The organism is Bacteroidia bacterium (assembly GCA_033391075.1).
Taxonomy (GTDB): domain Bacteria; phylum Bacteroidota; class Bacteroidia; order J057; family J057; genus JAWPMV01.
In genome coordinates, this window is sequence record JAWPMV010000001.1 from 5,978,393 (window position 1) to 6,001,173 (window position 22,781).

A 22,781-nucleotide genomic window follows, 5' to 3' on the forward strand; every position below is an offset into this window, starting at 1 on the left:
GCTGGCAGGATTTCTCCTGCTCATTGAATCCAGATGATCTTGATAAGATTGTGGGTTACTTAGGTTTGTCCTTTTTTGGGTAAAGTCTGCTTGATCCTATTTCCTTGTATGTCGCGTCCTTGTTAAAATATCATACCGTGATTAATAATTTAGGGCCTATTGTTTTACTTCAAGAAAAGTACTAAACGGAATTCGAATAATTAACTTTTTGCGCAAAAATGTTCTGAATGGTAGGGTATATGTTCTAAATGGCAGTTCTATGTGCTAAATGGTAATTACGAAAAAGGGTTTATTTGGGTGAATTAAATTATCCTGCTTTCATAAAAGCTTGGGAATTTCAGCATCTTTTGCAATTTATTTCCGGAAACTATACCTGAGTTTTAGGAGAATTTGTTGATTAATGGGTTCCCATCGCTCGAGTCCATCGAAGGTATTGTGGTTTAGCACGAAGAAGAAATCCCCCTGCGGATGGAAAATCCAGTGAATACGCGCATTTACCCCCAGACTTTTTGAATCTGTATCGTATTGAACAAAGCTGCTCAACTGAAGGTCAGGAGAAGCATTGAAACGAATCCGACTTCCCAATAAGGTTTGCTCAAAGTTTCCGGCAGGCAGACGCCCGATATTATGGGTCGCAACAAATTGAAAATTCAGAATGGGATCAGGATTCCAGTTGACAGAGGCTTCCAGTTCATCCAGTTGGCCCCCATAAAAGCTTCCAAACCACCAGGTCAATTGTCCGTTTAGTTTGCGCTTGGCTGCCAATTCGGTTTCAATTCGATAGCGATGGAAATGATAACTTCCCTCCGGTATAGCTACGCCATCAGCAATATTGAAAGGCTCCACCAGTCTTTCTCCTCTTGGCATGTAGTTCAATTCTATCCGGTCTCCACTTTCCAACCGCCAATTGAGGGGAGCGGTAAAGACCCGATAGGATTCCCAGTTTCCCTGCAAATCTGTGATGTAGGTAAAAAAGAGTTGGTTACGCATTTGCCGAAGCCACTTCCATTCTGGCCTGGGTGCATAAGTCATACCTCCTCTAAAACTATTGATGGCCTTTCTGGGTACAAAACCCATGGACGGATCAAAGGCTTCCCCAATCCGCAAATAAGTAAGTGCGACATCCCAAATATCATTGGGGTAGTCTACCTTTAAGGCCAGCGCCGATTGATCTCCGGATAGATCCGCTCGATTTGCATACATAGCAGAGGCACCGACCAGAAAATTCTTATTCTTTTGGAAACGCGTAGTCTGGTAGGTAAAATCCACACCTGTAGTATAACTATTGCCCCGGCTCTGCGGGTCTCCAAAGGTCCCTATGAAGCCTATGGAGGATTCTTTGAGAACATTTCGCTTCACCCGTAGCACTCCCATATTGGAAGCAGTCAGGTTTTCATTGTCCAAATCCAGTTGACGGGTCCGCATCCCCAAGGCACCAAATGCCGTTTTACCCGCCCTCCCATTGATTTTACCCCCAGCTAAAATGGGCACCTCATTATTGCTGTAAAGTCCTATTCGGCGACTGAAAAAGGGAATGATATTTCGACTCAAACCAAAACCAAATTCAAAGATGTCCGCTCCTTCGAGAAAAAAGGCTCTTTTCTCCGGAAAGAATAGAGGGAAACGACTTAGGTTGGTTTGACGGGTATCTACTTCTGTTTCTGCAAAGTCAGTATTGAAGGTGAGGGTTCCTACAGTATTGGGACTCAATCGCTGGGTAATATCGAGTGTAGGGTCAAGCTTGATAGTAGCTTTTTCTTCACCGATCTTGTTGAGGTCCGATATGAGTGAGGGACGAAAGCTCAGGCCCAGGCCGTAGGTAAAGTCTGGAAGGTTGGTCAATAGGCCCGCTCTACTGGTTTGGATAAACCACTGATCTCGGCGCACATTGGTCCAGCGGATGCTTTCCTGATTTCTTTGAATACGCCTCTCCACATTAAAGCCCCATTTCTTCAAGCCCTTCTTAAAAGAGATGCTTTGAATAGGAATTTTTATTTCTACTGACCATCCTTGAGAATCTATCACCGCTTTCGCCTCCCAGATCGCATCCCAATCTTCATTTTCAGACTCACCTCGATTAGAAACTAGGGCATCATAGCGGGCGCCATTGGGATTGACTGCGAAAATAATTCCGGATTGGCCGTCGAGGAAAGGGTCAATTACAATACGTACATGATCTTCTTCTTCCAGTGCCACATCTCTTAGTTTCGAAAAATTGATGATCCTGTCTGGTTCAGAATCGAAACACTCAATCCCGATGAGGAGATACTGAGGATGAGCCAGCACCCTCAACTGAGTCCTGCCCGAAGGCTCTCCTCCTTCTACCGGAACTGTAGTTCTGAAACGATCATTAATAGGCGCATTCTCCCAATCTTTTTCATCCAGTACTCCATCCAGCTTAATAGATCCGCTTAGCAATCCTGCAGCCATCTCCGGACGATCCTGAGCAGAGAGGGAGGATATAAGCATGCAGAAGAATATCCAAAGGAAAGAATTGTAGTAGAGTATTTTCCTAAGCATGTATTGAATTTTCCCCAAGAAAAGGAAGAATTTGTCTCAAGCCAAATTCAATCACCTCTTATGATGTCATAAAAATCTGTCTTCCATAGTTTTTCCAAAGGAGGCTCGAAATGATCAGGAGGTTATGCTTATACAAGCAATTTTAGCCCTTCTTACTGCTTTCAACTGCGAAAGCCCTAATAGGCTGTATATCAATATTTAGTAGTAAATTGTAATACATGAAAATTACTACTACTGCTTTATTAAGCGGATTACTGTGTTTTACTTTTTTACTTCCGGCTCAGGAGCCTGAATTTGAATTTCAAGAAATCACCTTACCGGGAGAATTTTCGAGTAATCAAATCCAGGATATCCAGCAGGATGCTCAGGGGTTTTTATGGTTTGCTTCTGCTGAAGGGGCACATCGATTTGATGGTAATAATTACAAAACCTTTGTTCATGAAGAAAACAATCTTAGATCTCTTAAGCATAGCTATATAGAGCTTCTGTACAAGACAAAGGATGGAAGATTCTGGTTAGCAAGCTATGGGGGTGGGCTTCACTTGTATCATCCGGAAACAGAAGATTTTAGTCGTTTTCATAGAATTCCTGGGGACCCTACTAGCCTGAGTAGTGACTCCATAATGTCTATGGTTGAAGGGCCAAATGGATATTTGTGGATAGGTACCATGAATGGATTGAATCGCTTTGACCCTAAAAGTGGCAAAGTGAAGCGATATATGGCTAATCCTGCTGATCCAAACAGCCTCTGTTATGCCAGAATCCCGGCGGTTTATATTGACAAAGAAGGCACCCTATGGGTAGGTAGTGGTTGGATATGGAATGACATTTCAAGAGGGCAGGGAGGCTTACACCGATATGTTCCTGAAGAGGATAAGTTCATCAGATATAGACATGATCCCAATGATCCAAAAAGCCTGCGTTCTAATGATATCTGGTGCATGCTCGAAGATAGCAAAGGCAATTTCTGGGTAGGAACCCATGGAGATGGCCTCCACCTGATGGACCGTGATAGTGGCAGCTTTCAGCATTTCCCTTATACTTCTGACAATCAGAACAAGCCCATGTCTCCCTTCATGGAAAGCAAGGAAGAAAGTAGGGGTTATTTGAATACGTTTGGAGTAAGACGACTGATGGAAGATCGGGAAGGGAGAATATGGATTTTGGGAATCCAGAGCGGTTTCGGAATCTGGGACCCAAATACCCAAACATTTACTCAATATAACACCACTAATAGTTCCCTGTCTACAAACAGGCTATGGGGCTTCAGTCAAATCCCGGATGGAAGTTTTTATATCTATTCAGGCGGTCAATCACCTATTAATGTAAAACTCCATTCTCCTAAAACAAAAGCCAGGATATTAAGCCTCCCACAAGCAGCAGAAGATTTTAATAAGCTTCAAGTTATTGCACCAGATCCAAAAGGGAACCTTTGGGTCGGAGGAAATACGGGAGGTATTCTTGGTTTTCAGCCAGGTCAATCAAATGTCCTGCTTCATTTTCAAAATCATTCCAATAGAAAACTTTTGACTGATGATGACATCCATGATATAATCATTGAAAAAGATGGCAAAATCTGGGCTGCGGGCTGGCATAAGGGAGGAGGCTTATCTCGCATTGATAGCCGAAACAAGAAAAGTGATATTTACTTAAAGGATGAAGGTCTAGGGGGAGATCCTATCCCGGTTCTGCTCTTAGATTCGAAAAATAATTTATGGGTTGGAACCGAAGGTAGAGGACTAAAAAGATACCTGAGAGAAGAAGACCGCTTTAAGGCCTATTTCCCCGAAGCCATAGATTCAATCAGTAGCTTTGCTCAAAACATATATAATCTCGCAGAAACGAAAGATGGACATATCTGGCTACTGGGCGGAAAGATTGAATCCACTGAATTCCATCCTTCCCTCATAGAATATATCCCGGAAAAGGAAGAATTTGAATTTGCATGGATTTCCGGGGAGTACTTTCCCCCCTTTACTCAATCCTGCTGGAGTTTACAAGAAGACAAAAATGGAGACCTATGGTTTGTTTTTGGTTCAGGCATCAATCGTTATGATAGATCTGAAGAAAAAATGTATAGCTATCCGATCTTCTCCCAGACGCCTAGTGTAAATTGGTTGCAAATCAGTAAAGCAGGTCTTATCTATATCGGAAAACAAGATCAGATCTACCGTTTCAATCCTGAAACCGAAGAGCTTCTACGATTACCCGTTTTCAGTAAGTCGAATGAGAATTCCTTTACAATGGGGCCTACCAGACGATTTTCTTCTTTAGGAGAAGATGAATTATGGCCGATCATGTGGGGGAATCAAATATTGCTTTTCGATCCCGTCCAATGGGATAATTATCAAACTACTGAAGAAGCAAAGCTATACTTGCATAAAGTCCTGAGTCAGGGAAAGGACAATTTTGAAATTGGAGACATCAATCAGCTAGATGAGATTAATCTGGAAGAATCAGAGTTTCCCCTCAGCATCCTCGCCCATGCTTTTCACTTTAAGGAAGGAGGAATTAATAAAATTCGCTACCGCTATCCGCCTTTCGAAACTAATTGGTTGGAAATCGAATCAGGAAAGCGAATTCACTTACCTAAATTAACAGAGGGTAGCTATCAACTGGAAATTCAGGCCAAAATACCTTTTGGAAGCTGGGCTTCTGATCGCAACATATACATAAATGTCTCGCCTCCCTGGTACCTTTCCTCCTGGGGGATGCTAATAATTGGAATAGGAATCCTGGGAATACTTTCAAGCTTCTTCCTGATTTATTTCCGTACGCAAGCAAAGAAAATTGCCAGACAAGAAGAAGAATTGGATAGAGAAAGAAAATTAAATGAAAAACTACGAAACATAGACCAACTCAAGGACCAATTTCTCGCTAATACTTCCCATGAACTCCGAACCCCACTCAATGGAATCATTGGTTTATCAGAAGCCTTAATCGAAACGGAAGATCAGGCAGAAAAACGGGAGAATCTGGAGATGATCATTTCCTCTGGGAAAAGGCTCTCTACCCTGGTCAATGATATCCTGGATTTTTCCAAGCTGCGTACCCATGAAATTGTTCTTCGTAAAAAAGCCATTGATCTGCACAGTTTGGTAAAACTGGTTTTGCGGATTCATAAGCCTCTGGTCGGGAAAAAAGAGTTGACCCTCGAAAACAACATTCCCCCGGACCTGCCACCCGTAGAAGCAGATGAGGATCGTTTGCAACAAATCCTTTTCAATCTGGTGGGGAATGCCATCAAATTTACCGAAAGTGGAAAAGTGAGTATAGGGCATCAGGCAATCTCTGAAAATCAAAAAGCTTTGGGAAATTCGGAGCTTACTCTCTTCATTTCTGATACGGGCATAGGCATACCGGAGGAAAAAAGAGAAAGCATTTTCCAGGCCTTTGAACAGGCCGATGCTTCGATTTCTCGAGAATTTGCCGGGACAGGTTTGGGATTGAGTATTTCGAAACGTCTGGTAGAATTGCATGGAGGACAAATGTGGGTAGAATCAGAAGTAGGAAAGGGGTCAACTTTTTACGTCAGCTTACCGTTTGCATCTGCTGCAGCAAAAGCATCAAAGGTAGAACAATTGCTTCCCGAATTTTCTCCATCAATTAATCCAGCTGCCAGGGACAAAGCTCCCCTTTCAGATATACTGAGTTCAGATTCCCTCATTCATATTTTGGTAGTTGACGACGAGCCAATAAATCAGCAGGTCATCAAGAATCATCTGGGATCGAACAATTACCAGCTAACTCATGCAATGAATGGGGAAGAAGCCATGAAGGCATTGGAGAATAATCCTCATTTCGATCTGGTATTGTTGGACGTGATGATGCCACGCATGTCCGGCTATGAGGTATGTCAAAAAATCAGAGAGAAATTCCTGCCTTCTGAGTTACCCATCATCATGATTACTGCCAAAAATCAGATCGCTGATCTGGTTGAAAGTTTGCATACAGGTGCCAATGATTACATAGCCAAGCCTTTCTCAAAGGATGAATTTTTGGCCCGGGTAGAAACCCATTTGAATCTCCACAAGATCAATACGGTTACCAATCGCTTTGTTCCTACAGAATTTATAAAATCTCTGGGCAAAAAGACCTTGACGGAATTACAATTGGGGGATCAGGTAGAGCAGCAGGTAAGTGTTTTATTTGCAGATATTAGAAATTATACCGGTCTGGCAGAGAGCATGAGTCCCGAAGAAAATTTTCGCTTTGTAAATGCCTATGCAGGTCGTATGGGGCCTATCATTCAGGAGAATAATGGCTTTGTCAATCAATACCTCGGAGATGGTATCATGGCCATTTTTCAAAAAAGTCCGGATGATGCCTTAAAGGCCTCCATTGCCATGCAAAAAGAGCTGGAGATCTATAATAAAAAGCGAAAAACTCAAAAGAGAAGAGCCGTGAGAGCAGGAATCGGTTTACATAGTGGCTCCCTGATTATGGGGATCATAGGAGATAAGAAGCGTACAGATGCTGCCACCATTTCTGATACAGTCAATACGGCATCTCGTATGGAAAGCCTGACCAAACATTTTGGTGTCAATATTTTGCTCAGCGAAGATTGCGTATCCCGATTACAACATCCGGAAGAATTCAATTTGAGGTATCTGGGGAAAGTGAAAGTGAAAGGAAAAAGCATTCCCCAGGGAGTATATGATTGTTTTGATGGAGACAGGGCTGATCAGATTGAGAAAAAATCAGCCAGTCTTGCTGATTTTAACAAAGCCCTGGAGGTCTATTTTGCGCAGGAATTTGCCGAAGCAGCGCTATTGCTGAAGGAAATCATAGCAAAGAATCCTGAGGATGCTCCAGCTCATCATTTTTACAAACTAGCGGGACAATTCATCACGCAAGGAGTATCTGAGGATTGGACCGGAGTCGAATCTATGGGGCACAAGTAATCCATTAAAGAATACAGACAAATTATTGCTCAAAACAAAAGCCAATCAACATGAAAAAGAAAAGTATCATATCCCTTCTGCTGCTTTTTGCTGTTCCTTTTGGTTTTTCTCAGAACAGCCTTGAGCTTTCCGCAAACGATCTTCGAGACAAAATCCGTGGAGGCCTTTTAGGTCAAATCCTCGGCAACCTCAATGGCATCCCACATGAAATGAAATATATCCAGAATCCGGGCTCTGTGGAGAATTATGTGCCCGCTCTGCCAGAAGGGGCCCGGACGGATGATGATACAGACTTTGAGTGGGTATATATCATCGAAATGCAAAGGCAAAATGAAATTTTCCTGCCTGCTTCAGAAATCGCCAGACTTTGGCGGGAGCGGATCAATCGACGCATTTGGTGCTCGAATCAATATGCGCGTCAACTGATGGATATTGGTTTGGAGCCTCCCCTTACAGGAAATGTCCTCCTCAATCCCTGGGCAGAATTCAATATATCCGGCCAATTTTTGTGTGAAACTTTCGGTTTACTAGGTCCGGGAATGCCACAGACGGCTTCCCGCATCGGCTTAAATTATACACAAGTTGCTATAGATGGAGAGCCTGCTCAAACGACCCAGCTCTTTAACAGTATGATTGCAAGTGCCTTTTTCAGCAATAAGGTAGAAGAAGTACTGGAAGCTGGATTAAAAGCTGTAGATAAGAAAAGTAGCCTGCATAATATCATCGCAGATGTCCGCAACTGGCATACTCAACATCCCAAGGATTGGCGGGCCAGTCGAAAAAAACTCAAAGAAAAGTATAGCCAGGTTGATGGCAAAATGCGGGATAAAAACGGCTACGAATTAAATACCGCAGCCACCATTGCTGCCTTATTATATGGAGAAGGAGATTTCGCCATGACTTTGCAACATGCTTTCAATTTTGGATGGGATTGCGATAATACGGCTGCTACTTCCGGAACCATTATTGGGGTGATGAAAGGCTACAAATGGATGATGGCTCAGGACTGGCAAATTGTGGATCGCTACAAGAATACCACCCGCGACAATATGCCCATGGATGAAACCATCACCAGCTTTGCGGATCGATTGATTGATTTGGCTGAAAAAATCATCCTGGAAAATGGAGGGGCAAAGAGCATTCAAAATGGACAAAACATTTATCATATTTCTCAAGAAGTACCTGCTGTCGTGAGTCCTTTCCTGGATAATACAGATCTCGAAGAAAAAATGCGTGGAGATCTGAAAGGGCAAATAGTTTCAGATATCCAAGATGAAGACAAACAAGCGAAGGCAAGGGGAGCATATCTGGCCATTTGCTTAGGATTAGACAAAGAGATGAGAAAAAAACAGAAGAAAGACTGGGAACTGGCAATTGAGGCATTGCAGGCGTTTGAACAAATTTCCCAGGTTTTATTTCATCATTCACCTGTCCCTGCTGCCAAAGCCCTGCAGGAAAAAGTCTTATCAGCGGGAATCAAAGCACCAGCAGAAAGAAAAAGATTGTGGGAATAAAAGGACATTGAAGCTTTTCTTCACATTCAATTTCTCCAATCCAGTCGCCAGGAAAGCCCAAGATTCAGGAACCAATCAGAAATCATTCCATCCCCTTGCCAGCCGCTGGCTACATCGACTTGAAAATCAGGATTTACCCGGCAAAAGAAACCGGTATCAAAGGATGGATTGGCATCTCCAAAATCGCCGTACACCTCGGCAAAGGAGCCTATGTTTTTACTTAAAAAAAATGTCAAATTGAAAACATAGGAAAACTTCGCAGGCGTTTGTTCATCTTCCTTGCGAAACCCCCAATTTGTATTGAATGAGATTCTATCCGAAATTTTATTCCCTGTAATCAAAATAAATTCGGATCCCAAGCCTCGTTTCCAATAAGGTCGACTCTCCCCTCGTAAAAGTAAACCCGTCTGTAGCCCCAAAGCTGGAATCCAGCCTTTGTTTTGCAAAAGGCTTAGCCTAGTGCCAAATTGAGTCCTACTAATGCCTGCTTTGTATTCGACACCATCTGTAGGGAAAGTAGTATCCTCGACTCGCCAATCTACCCGACTGTTTAATTCAACTCTTTCTGTAACGCCTACTCTAAACACTGTAGCCTGCGTAAGTGCATGGGTAGTTACTCCGGTGATTTTTATTCGTTGAAAGCTATAGCCCATCTGCAATTGAAAAACCCTTGCACCGGGGCTTTGACCCAGAATGGCCTTCCCGGGTCGATCCGATTGAATGTCTTGATTGTACTGGCCAAAAGAAAGAAGCGGGAACAGAAGTGCCAGAACCTGGAGCAGCGTTTTCATAATAAATATATTTGTGCCTGGACGATGATCCCTGGACAGGATCACAGTCATTATCCAAGTTAGCCATTATTGCATACAATAATACGCCTACATCCAGTCCCTCGCATTCACAAAGGCCTCGATCCAGGGAGAAATCTCATCGCTACGATCTTTGGGATAATTTGCCCAGTTCCAGGGGAAGGTCGATCTCTCCAAATGCGGCATAGTCACCAAATGGCGACCGTCTGCACTGGCTAGCATGGCGGTATTATAATCGCTACCGTTGGGATTGGCGGGATAGGCTTCGTAGCCATATTTACCGACTATATGATAGGCATCTTCGGCTTCTGGCAAGTAGAATTTTCCTTCACCATGTGATATCCAGATTCCTAAGCGACTACCTGCCAGATTTTGCATCATGACAGATTGATTGGGGAGAATCTCTACGGAGGTAAAGGCACTTTCGTGCTTAGCTGAAGCATTATGAAGCATGGCACCCCTTTTTGCATGCTCAGGATTGATCAGATTAAGCTCCATAAACAACTGGCAACCATTACAAATCCCGATGGAAAGCACATCTTCGCGCGCAAAGAAGGTATCCAAAGCTGCTTTTGCTTTTTCATTGTATAAAAAAGCACCGGCCCAGCCTTTTGCAGAACCCAGCACATCTGAATTTGAAAATCCTCCGACCGCTCCCAGGAATCGAATGTCCTCCAGTTTTTCTCGTCCGGAAATCAGATCTGTCATGTGGACATCCTTGACATCAAATCCGGCATGGTAGAGGGCGTTAGCTAATTCTCGTTCAGAATTACTCCCTTTTTCTCTCAGCACAGCCGCTTTAGGTCTGGCTTTAGGGTTGTGAGGTTTTTTTCCGGAAAAGTTGCTGGGGAAAGTATAATGAAGTGGCTGATTCATATAATCCTTGTAGCGCTCATCAGCCAAAGCAGGAGTCGTTTGTTTGCGATCCAGTAACCAGGAGGTCTCATACCAGTCCTGGCGATAGTTGGAAATTGAGAAGGTGTGGCTTTGGGAATGAAAACTCACTTCCAATTGATCAGCCTCTCCTATTCGGCCGATTTGATAGGCTTCGATTCCCATTTCCTTCAATTCAGCCTCAATCTTTTTATCTTTTGCCTGAATGAGCAAAGCTGCGTTTTCCGCAAATAACAAATGAATGAGATCGCTACTTTCTAAAGCACTCAGATCTACCTTCAAACCGGCTTTAGGATCAGAAAAGCACATCTCCAAAAGGCAAGTGATCAATCCACCGGCGGAAACATCATGACCCGCAATGATCAAGCCTTTTCGGATCAAGTCCTGAACCGCATCGAAAGCTTTGGCGAAATAGGCAGAGTCTTTGATATCCGGGCTTTGATTTCCTATGCTATTTCTGATTTGGGCGAAAGAAGAACCTCCTAATTTGAAGGCATCTTTGCTCAGGGGCAGATAATAAATCGAACCCCCGTCTATTTGTACGACTGGCTCAACTATTCTATTAATATCATTACAATGCCCACTGGCAGAAACAATCACTGTTCCCGGAGCCAGTACATCCCCATCGGGATATTTTTGCTTCATGGAAAGCGAGTCCTTTCCTGTCGGAACATTTATGCCTAAATCAATTGAAAATTCTGAAAGTCCTTTAACAGCTTCATACAAACGGGCATCTTCTCCTTCATTGCGACAGGGCCACATCCAGTTTGCAGAAAGGGAAACGGATTTCAATCCATCTTTCAAAGGCGCCCAAACCAAATTGGTGAGAGACTCTGCCACCGCATTTCTTGAACCTGCTACCGGATCGATCAATCCACTGACCGGTGCATGTCCAATAGCTGTTGCAATTCCTTGCCCACTTTCATAATCCAAAGCCATCACCCCACAATTATTAAGGGGTAATTGAAGCGGACCTGCACATTGTTGTTTGGCGACCAAACCGCCTACACAGCGATCCACTTTATTCGTAAGCCAGTCCTTACAAGCTACTGCCTCCAGTTTTAAGACTTGTTTTAGGTAATCGGCTAATTGATCTGCATCATACTCTACCGCTTCATAAGCAGGGCTTACACTTTTGTCTTCCATGATGGTCCTGGGTGAACTGCCAAACATATCTGACAATTCCAGGTCCATGGGTTTTTCTCCACTTTCCTCCGAAACAAAAGAAAAACGCATATCACCCGTAACTTCTCCCACAACATACATGGGCGCTCTTTCTCTCGCTGATATAGATTCCAGCATTTCGAGGTCCTCGGGTGAAATGATCAGGCCCATACGTTCCTGAGATTCATTTCCGATGATTTCTTTGGCGGAAAGGGTAGGATCTCCTATCGGCAATTTATTCAGGTGAATAAGGCCTCCAACTTCCTCAACCAGTTCGGAAAGACTGTTGAGATGTCCTCCTGCTCCATGATCATGGATAGAAACGATGGGATTTTGGGCGCTTTCGACCATACCCCGAATCGCATTTGCCACTCGTTTTTGCATTTCCGGATTGGATCGCTGCACAGCATTGAGTTCCAGTCCGGCCGCAAATTCCCCTGTATCAGCAGAGGAAACTGAGGCTCCTCCCATTCCGATTCGATAGTTATCGCCTCCTAATACCACAATTTTATCTCCTTTTTTCGGAGTATGCTTCTTGGCCTGGCTGGCTTTTCCATATCCGACTCCTCCCGCCAACATGATTACCTTATCATAGCCGAGTTTACGGTCTTCGAGATCTTGCTCAAAAGTCAGGACAGAACCACTGATCAAGGGCTGGCCAAATTTATTCCCAAAGTCTGAAGCTCCATTGGAGGCTTTGATAAGGATGTCTACAGGAGTCTGGTATAACCAGGGACGAGCGGGAAAAGCTGCTTCCCAGGCCCTGTCTTCCTTCAGACGAGAATAAGCTGTCATATAAACCGCAGTCCCGGCCAAAGGCAGAGAACCTTGTCCTCCGGCTAGTCGGTCTCTGATTTCGCCTCCGGATCCTGTCGCAGCTCCATTGAAAGGCTCCACAGTAGTCGGGAAATTATGGGTTTCTGCTTTGAGGGAAAGGACGGAGTCAATCTCTTTACGCTGGTACCAATCCGGCCCATCTGCTTTCTCCGGAGAGAATTGGACAATGGATGGCCCTTCGACAAAGGCTACATTATCTTTATAGGCAGACACGATTCCATTGGGGTGTGCTTTAGAAGTAGCTTTGATCAGTTTGAACAGGGATTGCTCTTTTTCTTCTCCATCTATGATAAAAGTTCCATTGAAAATCTTGTGGCGACAATGTTCACTATTGACTTGAGAGAAACCAAAGACTTCAGAGTCAGTAAGGGGGCGGCCTAGACGTGTCGAAAGGGCTTCCAGGTATTCGATTTCCTCCTCACTCAAAGCCAGGCCTTCTGCCTGGTTATAATCCCCAATATTCTTTACCGGATGAATGGGTTCGGGTTTTATGTCTATGCTAAAAATCTGCTGATCCAGTTTGGCAAATCGCTGAAACAACATCGGATCAAATGTTTCTCCTTCTTTCAGGGGGAGAAAGCGCTCGATTCTTCTGATCCCCACAATAGCCATGTTCTGGCTAATCTCCACGGCATTGGTACTCCAGGGAGTAATCATGGCAGCTCGTGGCCCCACAAAGACGGCATCAATTTCTTGCTTGTCGATTAGCTTTTGCTGTCCAAACAACCATACGAGTTTGTCGACGTCAGCTTGTTCCAAAGGCAGAACGACATCAACTGCAAAAATCTGGGAAGAAGAATCGCCAAAAAAGAGGATCATTTGCTTGAGGTTCTTAGTTTTTCAAGCGGCAAAGATCGGTCTTTTTAAGAGATTTCGCTAATGGGAATTTGAGAGAATCTAAAGTCCTTCAGAAATTTTCTCGCAACAACTCTAGGGCTTGGAGTTCCCTCTATCGACTTCTATTTACTGATTTGATTTTTTTGAAATACAGCTATTCAACGAATAGCAAAATACAACCAGACAAACAAGTTCAAAGCCGAACGAAATAACACAATTTGCAATAATTAGATAATTCAAATTAGGGAAACTCCAATTTTCCTACTATTTTAAAATACACTCCTATCACTGAGGCTCCTTTTTCATATGTAGAAATTAAGGAGAAGATAATCTATTAGATGTCCATCTAACAGAGATTTTATCCAGGCTTGAGATTTTCCCGGGAAAAATTTGGTAGAATTTTATTGACTGCCCACTTATAAGGTAGCAGGATTGCTTCTTTTTCAGCTGCTCCCAAAAAGTATTTAGCAAAAAGATCTATCTCGATTCAGATGTACCTGCATACATCGAGCCCACATATTAACACAAAGCTATGGCCAGCCCTCAACGAATAATCAATGGCACGGGATTTACGGTAGAGTTTTCTTCCGGAAATTCATTCACTTCAGCATCTCCTATTCAGACGATAAAACCCGGGGAAGCGCAGCTTATAACTCAGCTTGCCCCCACAGCTTATTCAGCTCGAGATGCACACAGTAAAGTGATGCTGCGTATCATACGCGCTGAATCGCAAAACGCATTACTTATAACAGATTCACATCTGAATTCTCAAACAGCTAATACCCCTGTGCAGCTAAGCTTTCACAATACTTCCCTTGAAAGCGTGGAAATTGGCAAGCTGGAAGGCGGAGTTACAGAAGTTATTTTAAAGGCGGGAGAAAAACGAACAATTTCCGCCTATGCCCATACCGTTTATCAAGCCAAACTTCTTGCCTCAGGCACAGTCATTCAGACATTTATTCCCAATGATTCTGCCACTCAAAATTTCCCCATAAGCCTTGGCCCAAGCGCAAGCTACGTAAGTTCAAGTCTTAACATAAAAAATGCATCCAGTCTATCGTTGCTCCTGCAGTGGATTGATTTTGATGGTAGCCTAAAAAGAGATCAAAAGCTTGATCCAGGAATGACTGTAAAGGAAAAAACCTTTTGCTCTCATCCCTGGATTTTGCGGGATAGGCATAGCGGCTTTGTACTTGATACATGCATCGGGAGTTATACAAACAAGGATTGGATTTTTACCGCCGAGGGGCTTAAATCTGTACAAAATGATACTACCACAGAAATAGAATTCTGGAATACTACCCCCTTTACTATAGACATTATTGGGAGAGATCATAGGGGTACAGAAACTTCCATCGGTCAGTTGGAAGCTGGGGCTCGTCTCTTCCAATCTGCAAAAGCGGGACAAGTGTTTGAAATGCTTAGAAACAGGGATGCCAGGATCCTCCAAAGTTTTGTTGCCTCTAGCAGCCAGTATCAGTTATGCAAAGTTATTCAAAGGGATGAAGCTCTTTATTTACCTCCCGAGATTTCCTTTGACAACAATTCCGGTCTTACAGTTGAATTGTTGGCGAAGGACGAGGAAGGAGTTGAACGAATATTTACCAGCATTCCCAATAGAGGAATCCAATCGATACCAGCCAATACAGCAGATAGATGGCTGATTCGAGATAAACAGAGTGGACTTTTGATGGAGGAAGTGATCAGTAGTAACGAGAATTTCACCCATTCCATAAATGCTACAGGCTTTTTCTCCCGCGAAATGAGCATTGCCGTTGAGGCTGAGTTCGTCAATACAACTCCCTTCACCCTTGATATAGCCTGGATTGACTACGATGGAAAGGAAGAACACTTTCACAGACTGAAATCCGGAGAAAGTCTGAAGCAGCCCACCCATGCGACCCACGTATGGCGGATTCGGGAAAGGGAAAGTCGGGAAGTCCTGCTGCTTTACGTTGCAAATGAACAAGCCTCTCAGCAGGTAGATATCGTAATGAAGCCCCTGCGTTCCCGGGAGCCAGCCCTGCTTTACTTCCGTAATTTCACCGGATTAACCACGGAGGTCGTATGGTTTGACGAAGCCGGAAAAGCCAAAGTTTTGGAGACCCTGATTCCCGGACAGAAAACCGCTTATAATACCTTTGCATCCCATGCATGGGTATTGCGTGATAAAGGCAGTAAAACAGTCTTGAAAACGATCATCGCACGTCCAGGTAAACAAACTGTAGACCTGAAATCATCCCTGATCCGATCCAAACGATCTGATCGAAGTGCAAAACTTCTTTTCAAAAACAAGATGCCTTTTGCCGTTGATCTGTATTGGATCGATTATGACGGCATGGAAACACCCCACGAAACCCTCCGTAGTGGAGAACAAATCGAAAAAGACAGTTACACCACTCATCCCTATCGATTCCGACATCATACAAGCCAGAAAGAAGTAGGTGTATTTCTTCCCACCGAAGAGGCTTTACAGGAAGTAAATATTGCGCTCCGTGCCTATCCCAATGACGAAAAAGCGGAATTGGAAGTCCGAAATATGACCACCCTTACAGTTCAGGTATTTAAGGTGGATACCGAAGGTAAAGAAGTATTTGAACTAGAACTAACAGCTCGTGAAGGAAAGAAGATCAATACGTTTAAAACCCAACCCGTCATAGTAAGGGATAAATTAAGTAAAGAGCCTGTTGCCTATACAATTACAGGAACCAAATCCAGGATTCTTGAAATCAGCGGAGACGATTTGCGTTCCAATCGAACGGATTTCCCCGTCTGGATTAGCTGGAAAAACAGCCTTAGTCTTCCGGTAGATTTGTATTGGGTGAAATACGACGGTAGCGAAGAATTGATGGAAAGTCTGGGAGCCCAGGAAAGCAAAGAGATCAGCAGCTATCCTTCCCATGTATGGAAAGCTAAATTTCATCACTCGGGCACAGAGGTAGACCTGTACATATGCGGCAAGAAAGATAAACAAGTAAGGAATATTGGTGCCATCCCCCCTCTTCGCCAACAACATCGTCCGAATGGAGAATTGTGGCCCGGAGAAATCGCCCTCTATGAAGACATCAATTTCGGTGGAAGAACCTGGATCGCTCATGGAGACTTGCCAGATTTTTCCCTTATTCCTGATTTTGACAACCGGATTTCTTCTATTCAAGTAGGTCCCAAAACCGCCGTGACAGTATTTCGGGATAAATATTTCAATGCATTACCTCCTGATCCAACCGATACCGCTGCGGAAATTCGAAAAGTGGTTGAAAAAAGTGCCAGAGAAGTGATGGATGAGTTTAAGGTGAGCCTGGTTGAAAATATGGATGCCCAGAAAGCCCAGGTGGGAAAAGATGCCTTTAGCCAGAAAGTAAACCTGATTGTAAGCTTTCTGGAGCAAGCTGCCAGCGAATCTCCCCGACAATTTGGCTACATCATCGAACGATTTGTATTGGGTACACCTTTTCAGGAAGGAGAAACATTGAGCCAAATTCAACTGAATTTTGGATCTGTTCCTTTTGAATCAGCTTTGCAGGCCATTCTGGCATCTCCTCCTGCCTCTCAAAAGCCGGATGAATTTGCCAGCCAAATCGAATATATCCTCAACAAAATAGCAGAGGCTCTTAAACTGGTCTACAAACTGGAATGGGAAGGTAGATTAGCCGGTCTCAGTTTTGAGTTTCGGGAATCTGCAAAAGGCTTGCTTACGGGCTTTAACAATCATTTAAGCTATTCTGCGGAAAAAGGGACAGCGAAAGCAAATGGGGAAAGTGATGTCTTCCATATGGATATTATGGACCTGAACAAGGCTGAAATAGGTCAAGGCACCATTTCCTCCTTAAGATTATTGAGAACCTACTCAGCTGAAAGACTCCGAATTAGTTCGACCAACAAATTAGCAGAAGACCCCCAAATCATCAAAGAAGGGGGGAAGAAACGCCTCCTAAGCAAGCCGGTCTATCGGACAACCATAAAGTTCCCGCCGGAGGTGAGCGATGTTCACATTTGGGGAACTGAAGACACCCTTTTTTCAGCAGGTGGCAAAACCCATTCGGTTGGACCCCATGAAGATCAATTTGCACACATCAAACTCAATCCCGGAGGCATACTGGTACTCCAGATCAAACCCGAGCATATCGGTGTTCCTCCCCTGATGCTTCGAACCAATAACATGCCTGCCAATTCTCGCATCTTTTTGTATCCAGATGCAGATGTACATCGCAAAATCGCTAGCCTGCCGGAGGATGCCTTCGAAAAAGGCATACCCGATCCAGACGCATTAGGAGGCAGACGTAAATTGACGGTAAGTCCAGGCAAGGAAGAATTGCTCCCCGGAGCCCAAAAAGCCATACAGGAACTATCCCGTACATCTGCCTCCTTAAACCGGGACAGCGGAACCGGAACCGAGCATGATCGCAATCTTGCAACTGAAAATATGAGCATGTCAGCCTTTGAACTGGATTTCAGGAAGGGCGTACAAGCTGCAGACTCTGCTTTTCGACCGATAGCCCCCATTACGGTTCAGGAGCTTGCCAGCCAAGCTACAGATAGTGAAAATGCCGGACAGGATTTTTGGAATGCTTTGGGTGAATTTTTCAGGGATCCCGAGCGTGTATTCGTTACCGTTGGAGAAACGATTGTAAGAGAAGTCGGACAAGTTGCCCTTGATTTTTGGGACTCACTTGATGGAGAAATGGGGAACTATGAAGAAGATGCCGTCATAAACAATTTTGTCATTCCGGTAGGTGGAACCATCATACGTGCAGGGGAAACTTTTGTGGACGTAATTACGCACCCGGAGAAGATTCCCATTTTGCTGGAAAAGGGCATTGAGGTAATACAGCAAGGCCTTCAGATTGTAATTCAGGCTGCGGGTAAACTGGTGAAAATTGTGGTTAAAACCCTGGAAGAAGTTGGACGGGTCATTGAAGAAATTGCCATCCAGGTGGCAGAATCTGTCGGGGATTTTATAGACTTTTTGAGTTCCCTTTTCAATTGGGACGACATTCTGAAAACCCATGATATGCTAAGTGGTCTTCTGGATCAAGCATTTACCAGATTAGATCATGAGATCGGCATATTCCAACAAAAAACCCATGACTATTTCACTTCGGCACAAGAGGATGTGAAGGAAATGATGTCGGCAGCCCGTAGGGCCCTGGGCGTAGAAGACCTGGAGCCCTTGGAGGGAAATTCTGTCCTTTCAGACATTATGGATGCTTTGATGTGGATCGTAGATAAAATCAGCATGGCTGCATCTATGAAGTCGAAATTAATCGACAAAGTATTTTCCGCTAAAGATGAAGTGATGGACATGGCCGGGCTTAGCCTCGCGAATTCGGAAACCATTTTCACCCTATCCGATGAATTAGAGGAAGAGCTTGAAAGGGCAAGCGAAATTTTCAGCAAGCTGGTAGGCGAAATCGCAATTGAGGGCCTGGAATCAGCCTTTGAGTCCTTTGAAAGCATCGGAAGAAGAATTGGGCAGATCATCGAAGATCCCCAAAGAGCTCCCGAACTTTTGGCAGCCATATTTCTGGATATAGGTGAAATTTTTATGCTTGCCGGCCTGGAAATCGTCAAAATTCTTGCCCATGCATTTTTCGAACTTGGTAAAGTACTCCTGAAACTGGTAAAGATCATCATCGACAAAGAAATCGAAATTCCCTTTATCAGCGACTTGTATGAATTAATCTCAGGTGGTAGAGCACTCACTCCCAAATCCATGGCCTGTCTACTGCTGGCTCTTCCAGTTACCATTGGTGGCAAACTGGCTTTCGGAGTAGAAAAGTTCAGGCAAACCTCTGTCGCACAAGAAGTAAAAACAGAAAATATTCTGCTTTACATATACGGCAGCTCTCATATCATCTTGGGAATTTCCGAAGCGCTAAGAGGTGCTACAAGTATGGCAGGTAAAGGAAAAAGACTGAGCAATTGGAAAAATGATTTTGGATTTGATCTTGTTATGGCAGGAGTATCCTGGGGGGCATCCATCCTGGCAATTTCTACCAGCATTCCATCCAGCAGCCAAAGTCGTCCCTACCCTAAAGGTTTTAATTTATCCGAAGTTTCCTGGAGCATGCAAATAGTCGAATTAATCTTCGACATAATTGGTGAATTGGGGTCTGAAGTCCAAGAAACGGTTTTCAAAGTGAATACCAAAAATGGAGATGCATTCCAATTGATCATGGGAATTATAAATATAGGCACCGGCATTACCCATTTAGTCATCAATTGTCTATTCTTAGCTGAAGAAGAAGCGAAAGGAGAAATTAAAGGTCAAAAAATGCATATGAATAGAACAGCCCTTATTACTACCACCCTGCCACCTATTCTGGGAGGAGGTATTGATATGCTGAATGGCAGAAATCAGAAATCTGCTGCAGGGGGGAAAAATACAATTACCATGGTGATTTCCGGTTTATTAATCGCTGGACAATTTATTTGCCATCAGGTCGAAGCGGGTGTTCAGATGGGGCTGGCCGCATTAAACGAAGGTAAACAAGTAACAAAATCATCCAATGGATCGAAGCCTAATACATAGCCTTTTACTTTCGCAGCCAAAACTATCCTGGGCATTAAGGCATTTAAAGCTTGATCGTTTGCATACCCAGGGCCTAAGCGGAAAGGGCATCCGCATCGGCCACCTGGATTCCGGCATTCATACTAATGCACGGGACCTGCACCAGAAGGTCGACCTGAGTTGCGTTTTCGATTGGGAAGGGAATCCCGATAAAAACTTGTGCCTTACAGATGATACTGGGCACGGTACCCGCACGGCTTCTCTGGTCGTAGGTTCTTCCCGATCTCGCACCTTCATTGGTGCCGCTCCGGACGCAAGCTTGGTTTCAGCTAAGGTGCTGGAAGGAGGCCAGATCGTCTTACGGATACTTAAAGGACTGGATTGGATGGCAGCACAAAAGGTCCCTGTAATTCTCCTCTGTGCAGGCTTACCGACTCCCAATCCGGTTTTTGGACCCATGATGGAGCGCTTACGCAAACAAGGCGTACTAGTCATTTGCCCCATTGGAAATACTGGGAACAATCATTTTCTTCAGCCTGGGGACCATGCTTCTGTACTTTCAGTAGGTGCTCATGATGAGCAAGGCCTGGTCCCAAAATTTTCGGGTAGTCGGCACGGACGATTTAGCACGAATGTTCTAGCTCCTGACATCCTTGCTCCGGGGGTACACATTCCCTGTGCCCAACCCATAGGAGGCATAGGAAATTTTAGCGGAACTTCCATGGCAGCAGCTCTGGTGGCAGGAGTAGCAGCTTTACTTTTGCAGGCCGTACCAGAGGCCCATGCGGATCTCCTGTATGACGCCTTCTGCTACAGCTCTCAATATGCTTGCGAAACGAATCGCAAACATGTTCGCTGTGGGCTCCTGGATGCTGAAGCTGCTCTCGTCTATTTACAGGTACATAAAAAGCTATCTCCCCAGAAACGGCCGACTAGACCTTCCACCAAACCTATAGGCTGGAAAGACCCCCGGCTTATGCATCAACTAACCCATACCGATAATAAGGAGAGCCTTACAGCAATCTATATATTTCATCCGAACCTGACAGATAAGGTCTGGGAGGCCAGAATGAGACAGGAAATGCAATTCCTTCTAAGGGAAAGTGATTCCTTTTCAACAGACTATTTATCACGGGCAAAAGCCCTGGTCCTGACTGGCACTCCAGCCTTACACCAAAAGGTACTTCTGCATCCTGCATTAAGCTATGCCAGTGCGGCAGATGCAGGAAGTTTCCTTCAAGTTAAACCCAAGCTATACTCAACCTAACCCTAAGAATCATGTTCAGAATACGTCCCTATAGCATCGGATTATTACTAGCACTTTGTGTATTAATCAGCTCTTGTAGCACCCCAAAAATTCTCTTTACAGTCAGTGAGGGAAAGGAAGTAGTGGCAAAGAAGGACCAGATCAGTATAACTCGAAATGGACAAGAGCTCCTGGCTGAAAAGGATATGAAATTCGAAGAGGGAGATCTGCTGCAAATTTCGGAAGGAATAGATGGAACTGCTTTCCGAAGTTTTCAAACGGTCAGTACTGCTCATGGAAATGCAAGTTTGCTTCTCACAAAAGCCTATTTGGAGCAACAAAGTGGTACGGTTCTTCATGTAGCAAAAAAAGGAAAACTCCTACTGCCTGGCATGTCCGTTTCAACTGAAGGTGCTTCCTACCTGGTTAATATCGAGGAAAATACCCTGGAATTGATCGTCTTCAATGGACGAATTTTGGTAAGTTCTACAGAACTAAATCCTCCCTGGCCTCCTTTTGAAGTGAATGCTCGCCAAAAGCGTAAGATTTGGACCAAACGAGGACTTTTGGCTCCCAATCAACCCATGACTCCCCTTGCACTAAATTCCTGGATCGACACAGAAAATCAACTCCTGAAAGCGGGTAATTCTTCCCAGAGGATGGTACCCAGTGTGATTAGCTTGCCAGGTACAGATGCTAAAGGCTTAATTGAATCGGCAGAATTTCCGGTAACGCATACATTTACCAAAGATGAGGAAGGGGAATTGGGAACAATCAGTAAGCAGGAACCTTTGGCCGGAAAGAGAATAGCAGCCAATAAGGAAGTTAAAATATTTGAAAACTCACGACCGGTAATTGTACCTTCTGTATTTGGACTAAGTTTTGGCGCAGCAAAGGATTCTCTGCAAAAGCTTGGACTAGTAGGAGTCGAAGCAGGCAAATCCATCACAGGTTCTGTTCAGCCATCTTTTATCAATTCACAGAAACCTGCTGCCAACGAACAAGCGGCATTTGGGTCAAAGGTCGAACTTACCATTGAAGCTGTTTCTGTAGAGGTCCCGTCTCTTGTAGGAAAATCCGAAGAAGAAGCGAGGCGCATACTCGGGGAGTTAAAGCTTGAAATTGATAGCAGCAAATATGCCTTAGACTATAGCGGGCCTCCTATGGTTATCTCACAAACTCCTGAAGAAAGTCGAAAAGTCACCCCCGCTTCTGTAGTGAAAGTCGTTCTTCAAGCTAAGGGATTCCAGGTACCCAAAGTTGTAGATATGACCGAGACAAATGCCACGCAAACCTTGGTAGAGGCGGGCTTTTCCCTGGGCGAATCTGTTTATAAGAAATCAGATAAAAAAGAGGGTCTAGTTATTGGGCAGTCTCCCACGGCGAATTCTCTAAGTGGAAAAGATGTTAAAGTTGTGCTTACCATTTCCAAAGGAAATTAAACGAAAGCTGCATCTTCCAGCTGGTTCAATTCCTATGAGCGGGCATCCATAATTTTGGAATAAATATAAGTCGGTTTCCCCATTAAGCTGTTAAGGCCTGAAA

Annotated in this window: 8 protein-coding genes; 5 read left to right on the top strand and 3 right to left on the bottom strand. The window is 44.1% G+C overall.

The features are described from left to right. Positions 1 to 354: 354 nt before the first annotated feature. Positions 355 to 2,520 (bottom strand): DUF5916 domain-containing protein, encoded by a 2,166-nt coding sequence (locus R8P61_23805; protein MDW3650120.1) that lies wholly within the window; start codon positions 2,518 to 2,520, stop codon positions 355 to 357. A gap of 218 nt (positions 2,521 to 2,738) precedes the next feature. On the opposite strand from R8P61_23805, the gene R8P61_23810 reads away from it, so the two are divergent. Further along, positions 2,739 to 7,424: a two-component regulator propeller domain-containing protein gene (locus R8P61_23810; GenBank protein MDW3650121.1), complete on the top strand. Its 4,686-nt coding sequence runs from the start codon at positions 2,739 to 2,741 to the stop codon at positions 7,422 to 7,424. 50 nt (positions 7,425 to 7,474) lie between these two features. Continuing rightward, positions 7,475 to 8,938 carry an ADP-ribosylglycohydrolase family protein gene (locus R8P61_23815; GenBank protein ID MDW3650122.1) on the top strand — a complete coding sequence of 488 codons (1,464 nt, stop codon included), beginning with the start codon at positions 7,475 to 7,477 and terminating at the stop codon, positions 8,936 to 8,938. 26 nt (positions 8,939 to 8,964) lie between these two features. On the opposite strand, the gene R8P61_23820 is transcribed toward R8P61_23815, so the two are convergent. Continuing rightward, on the bottom strand, positions 8,965 to 9,729 hold the full coding sequence (locus R8P61_23820; protein ID MDW3650123.1) for a transporter: 765 nt from the start codon (positions 9,727 to 9,729) through the stop codon (positions 8,965 to 8,967). 87 nt (positions 9,730 to 9,816) lie between these two features. Next, positions 9,817 to 13,461 (bottom strand): phosphoribosylformylglycinamidine synthase, encoded by a 3,645-nt coding sequence (gene purL / locus R8P61_23825; GenBank protein MDW3650124.1) that lies wholly within the window; start codon positions 13,459 to 13,461, stop codon positions 9,817 to 9,819. Between the two features lie 550 nt (positions 13,462 to 14,011). On the opposite strand from purL, the gene R8P61_23830 reads away from it, so the two are divergent. From R8P61_23830 to R8P61_23840, 3 genes are read left to right on the top strand one after another with little or no spacing between them, the layout of a single operon-like run. Continuing rightward, positions 14,012 to 20,011, top strand: a complete 6,000-nt coding sequence (locus R8P61_23830) for a hypothetical protein (protein ID MDW3650125.1) — start codon at positions 14,012 to 14,014, stop codon at positions 20,009 to 20,011. Beyond that, positions 19,989 to 21,257 (top strand): S8/S53 family peptidase, encoded by a 1,269-nt coding sequence (locus R8P61_23835; GenBank protein MDW3650126.1) that lies wholly within the window; start codon positions 19,989 to 19,991, stop codon positions 21,255 to 21,257. Before R8P61_23830 ends, R8P61_23835 begins: the two co-directional genes overlap by 23 nt. A gap of 11 nt (positions 21,258 to 21,268) precedes the next feature. After that, entirely contained in the window at positions 21,269 to 22,678 is a 1,410-nt protein-coding gene (locus R8P61_23840; GenBank protein ID MDW3650127.1) for a PASTA domain-containing protein, read from the top strand. The last annotated feature ends 103 nt before the right edge of the window (positions 22,679 to 22,781 follow it).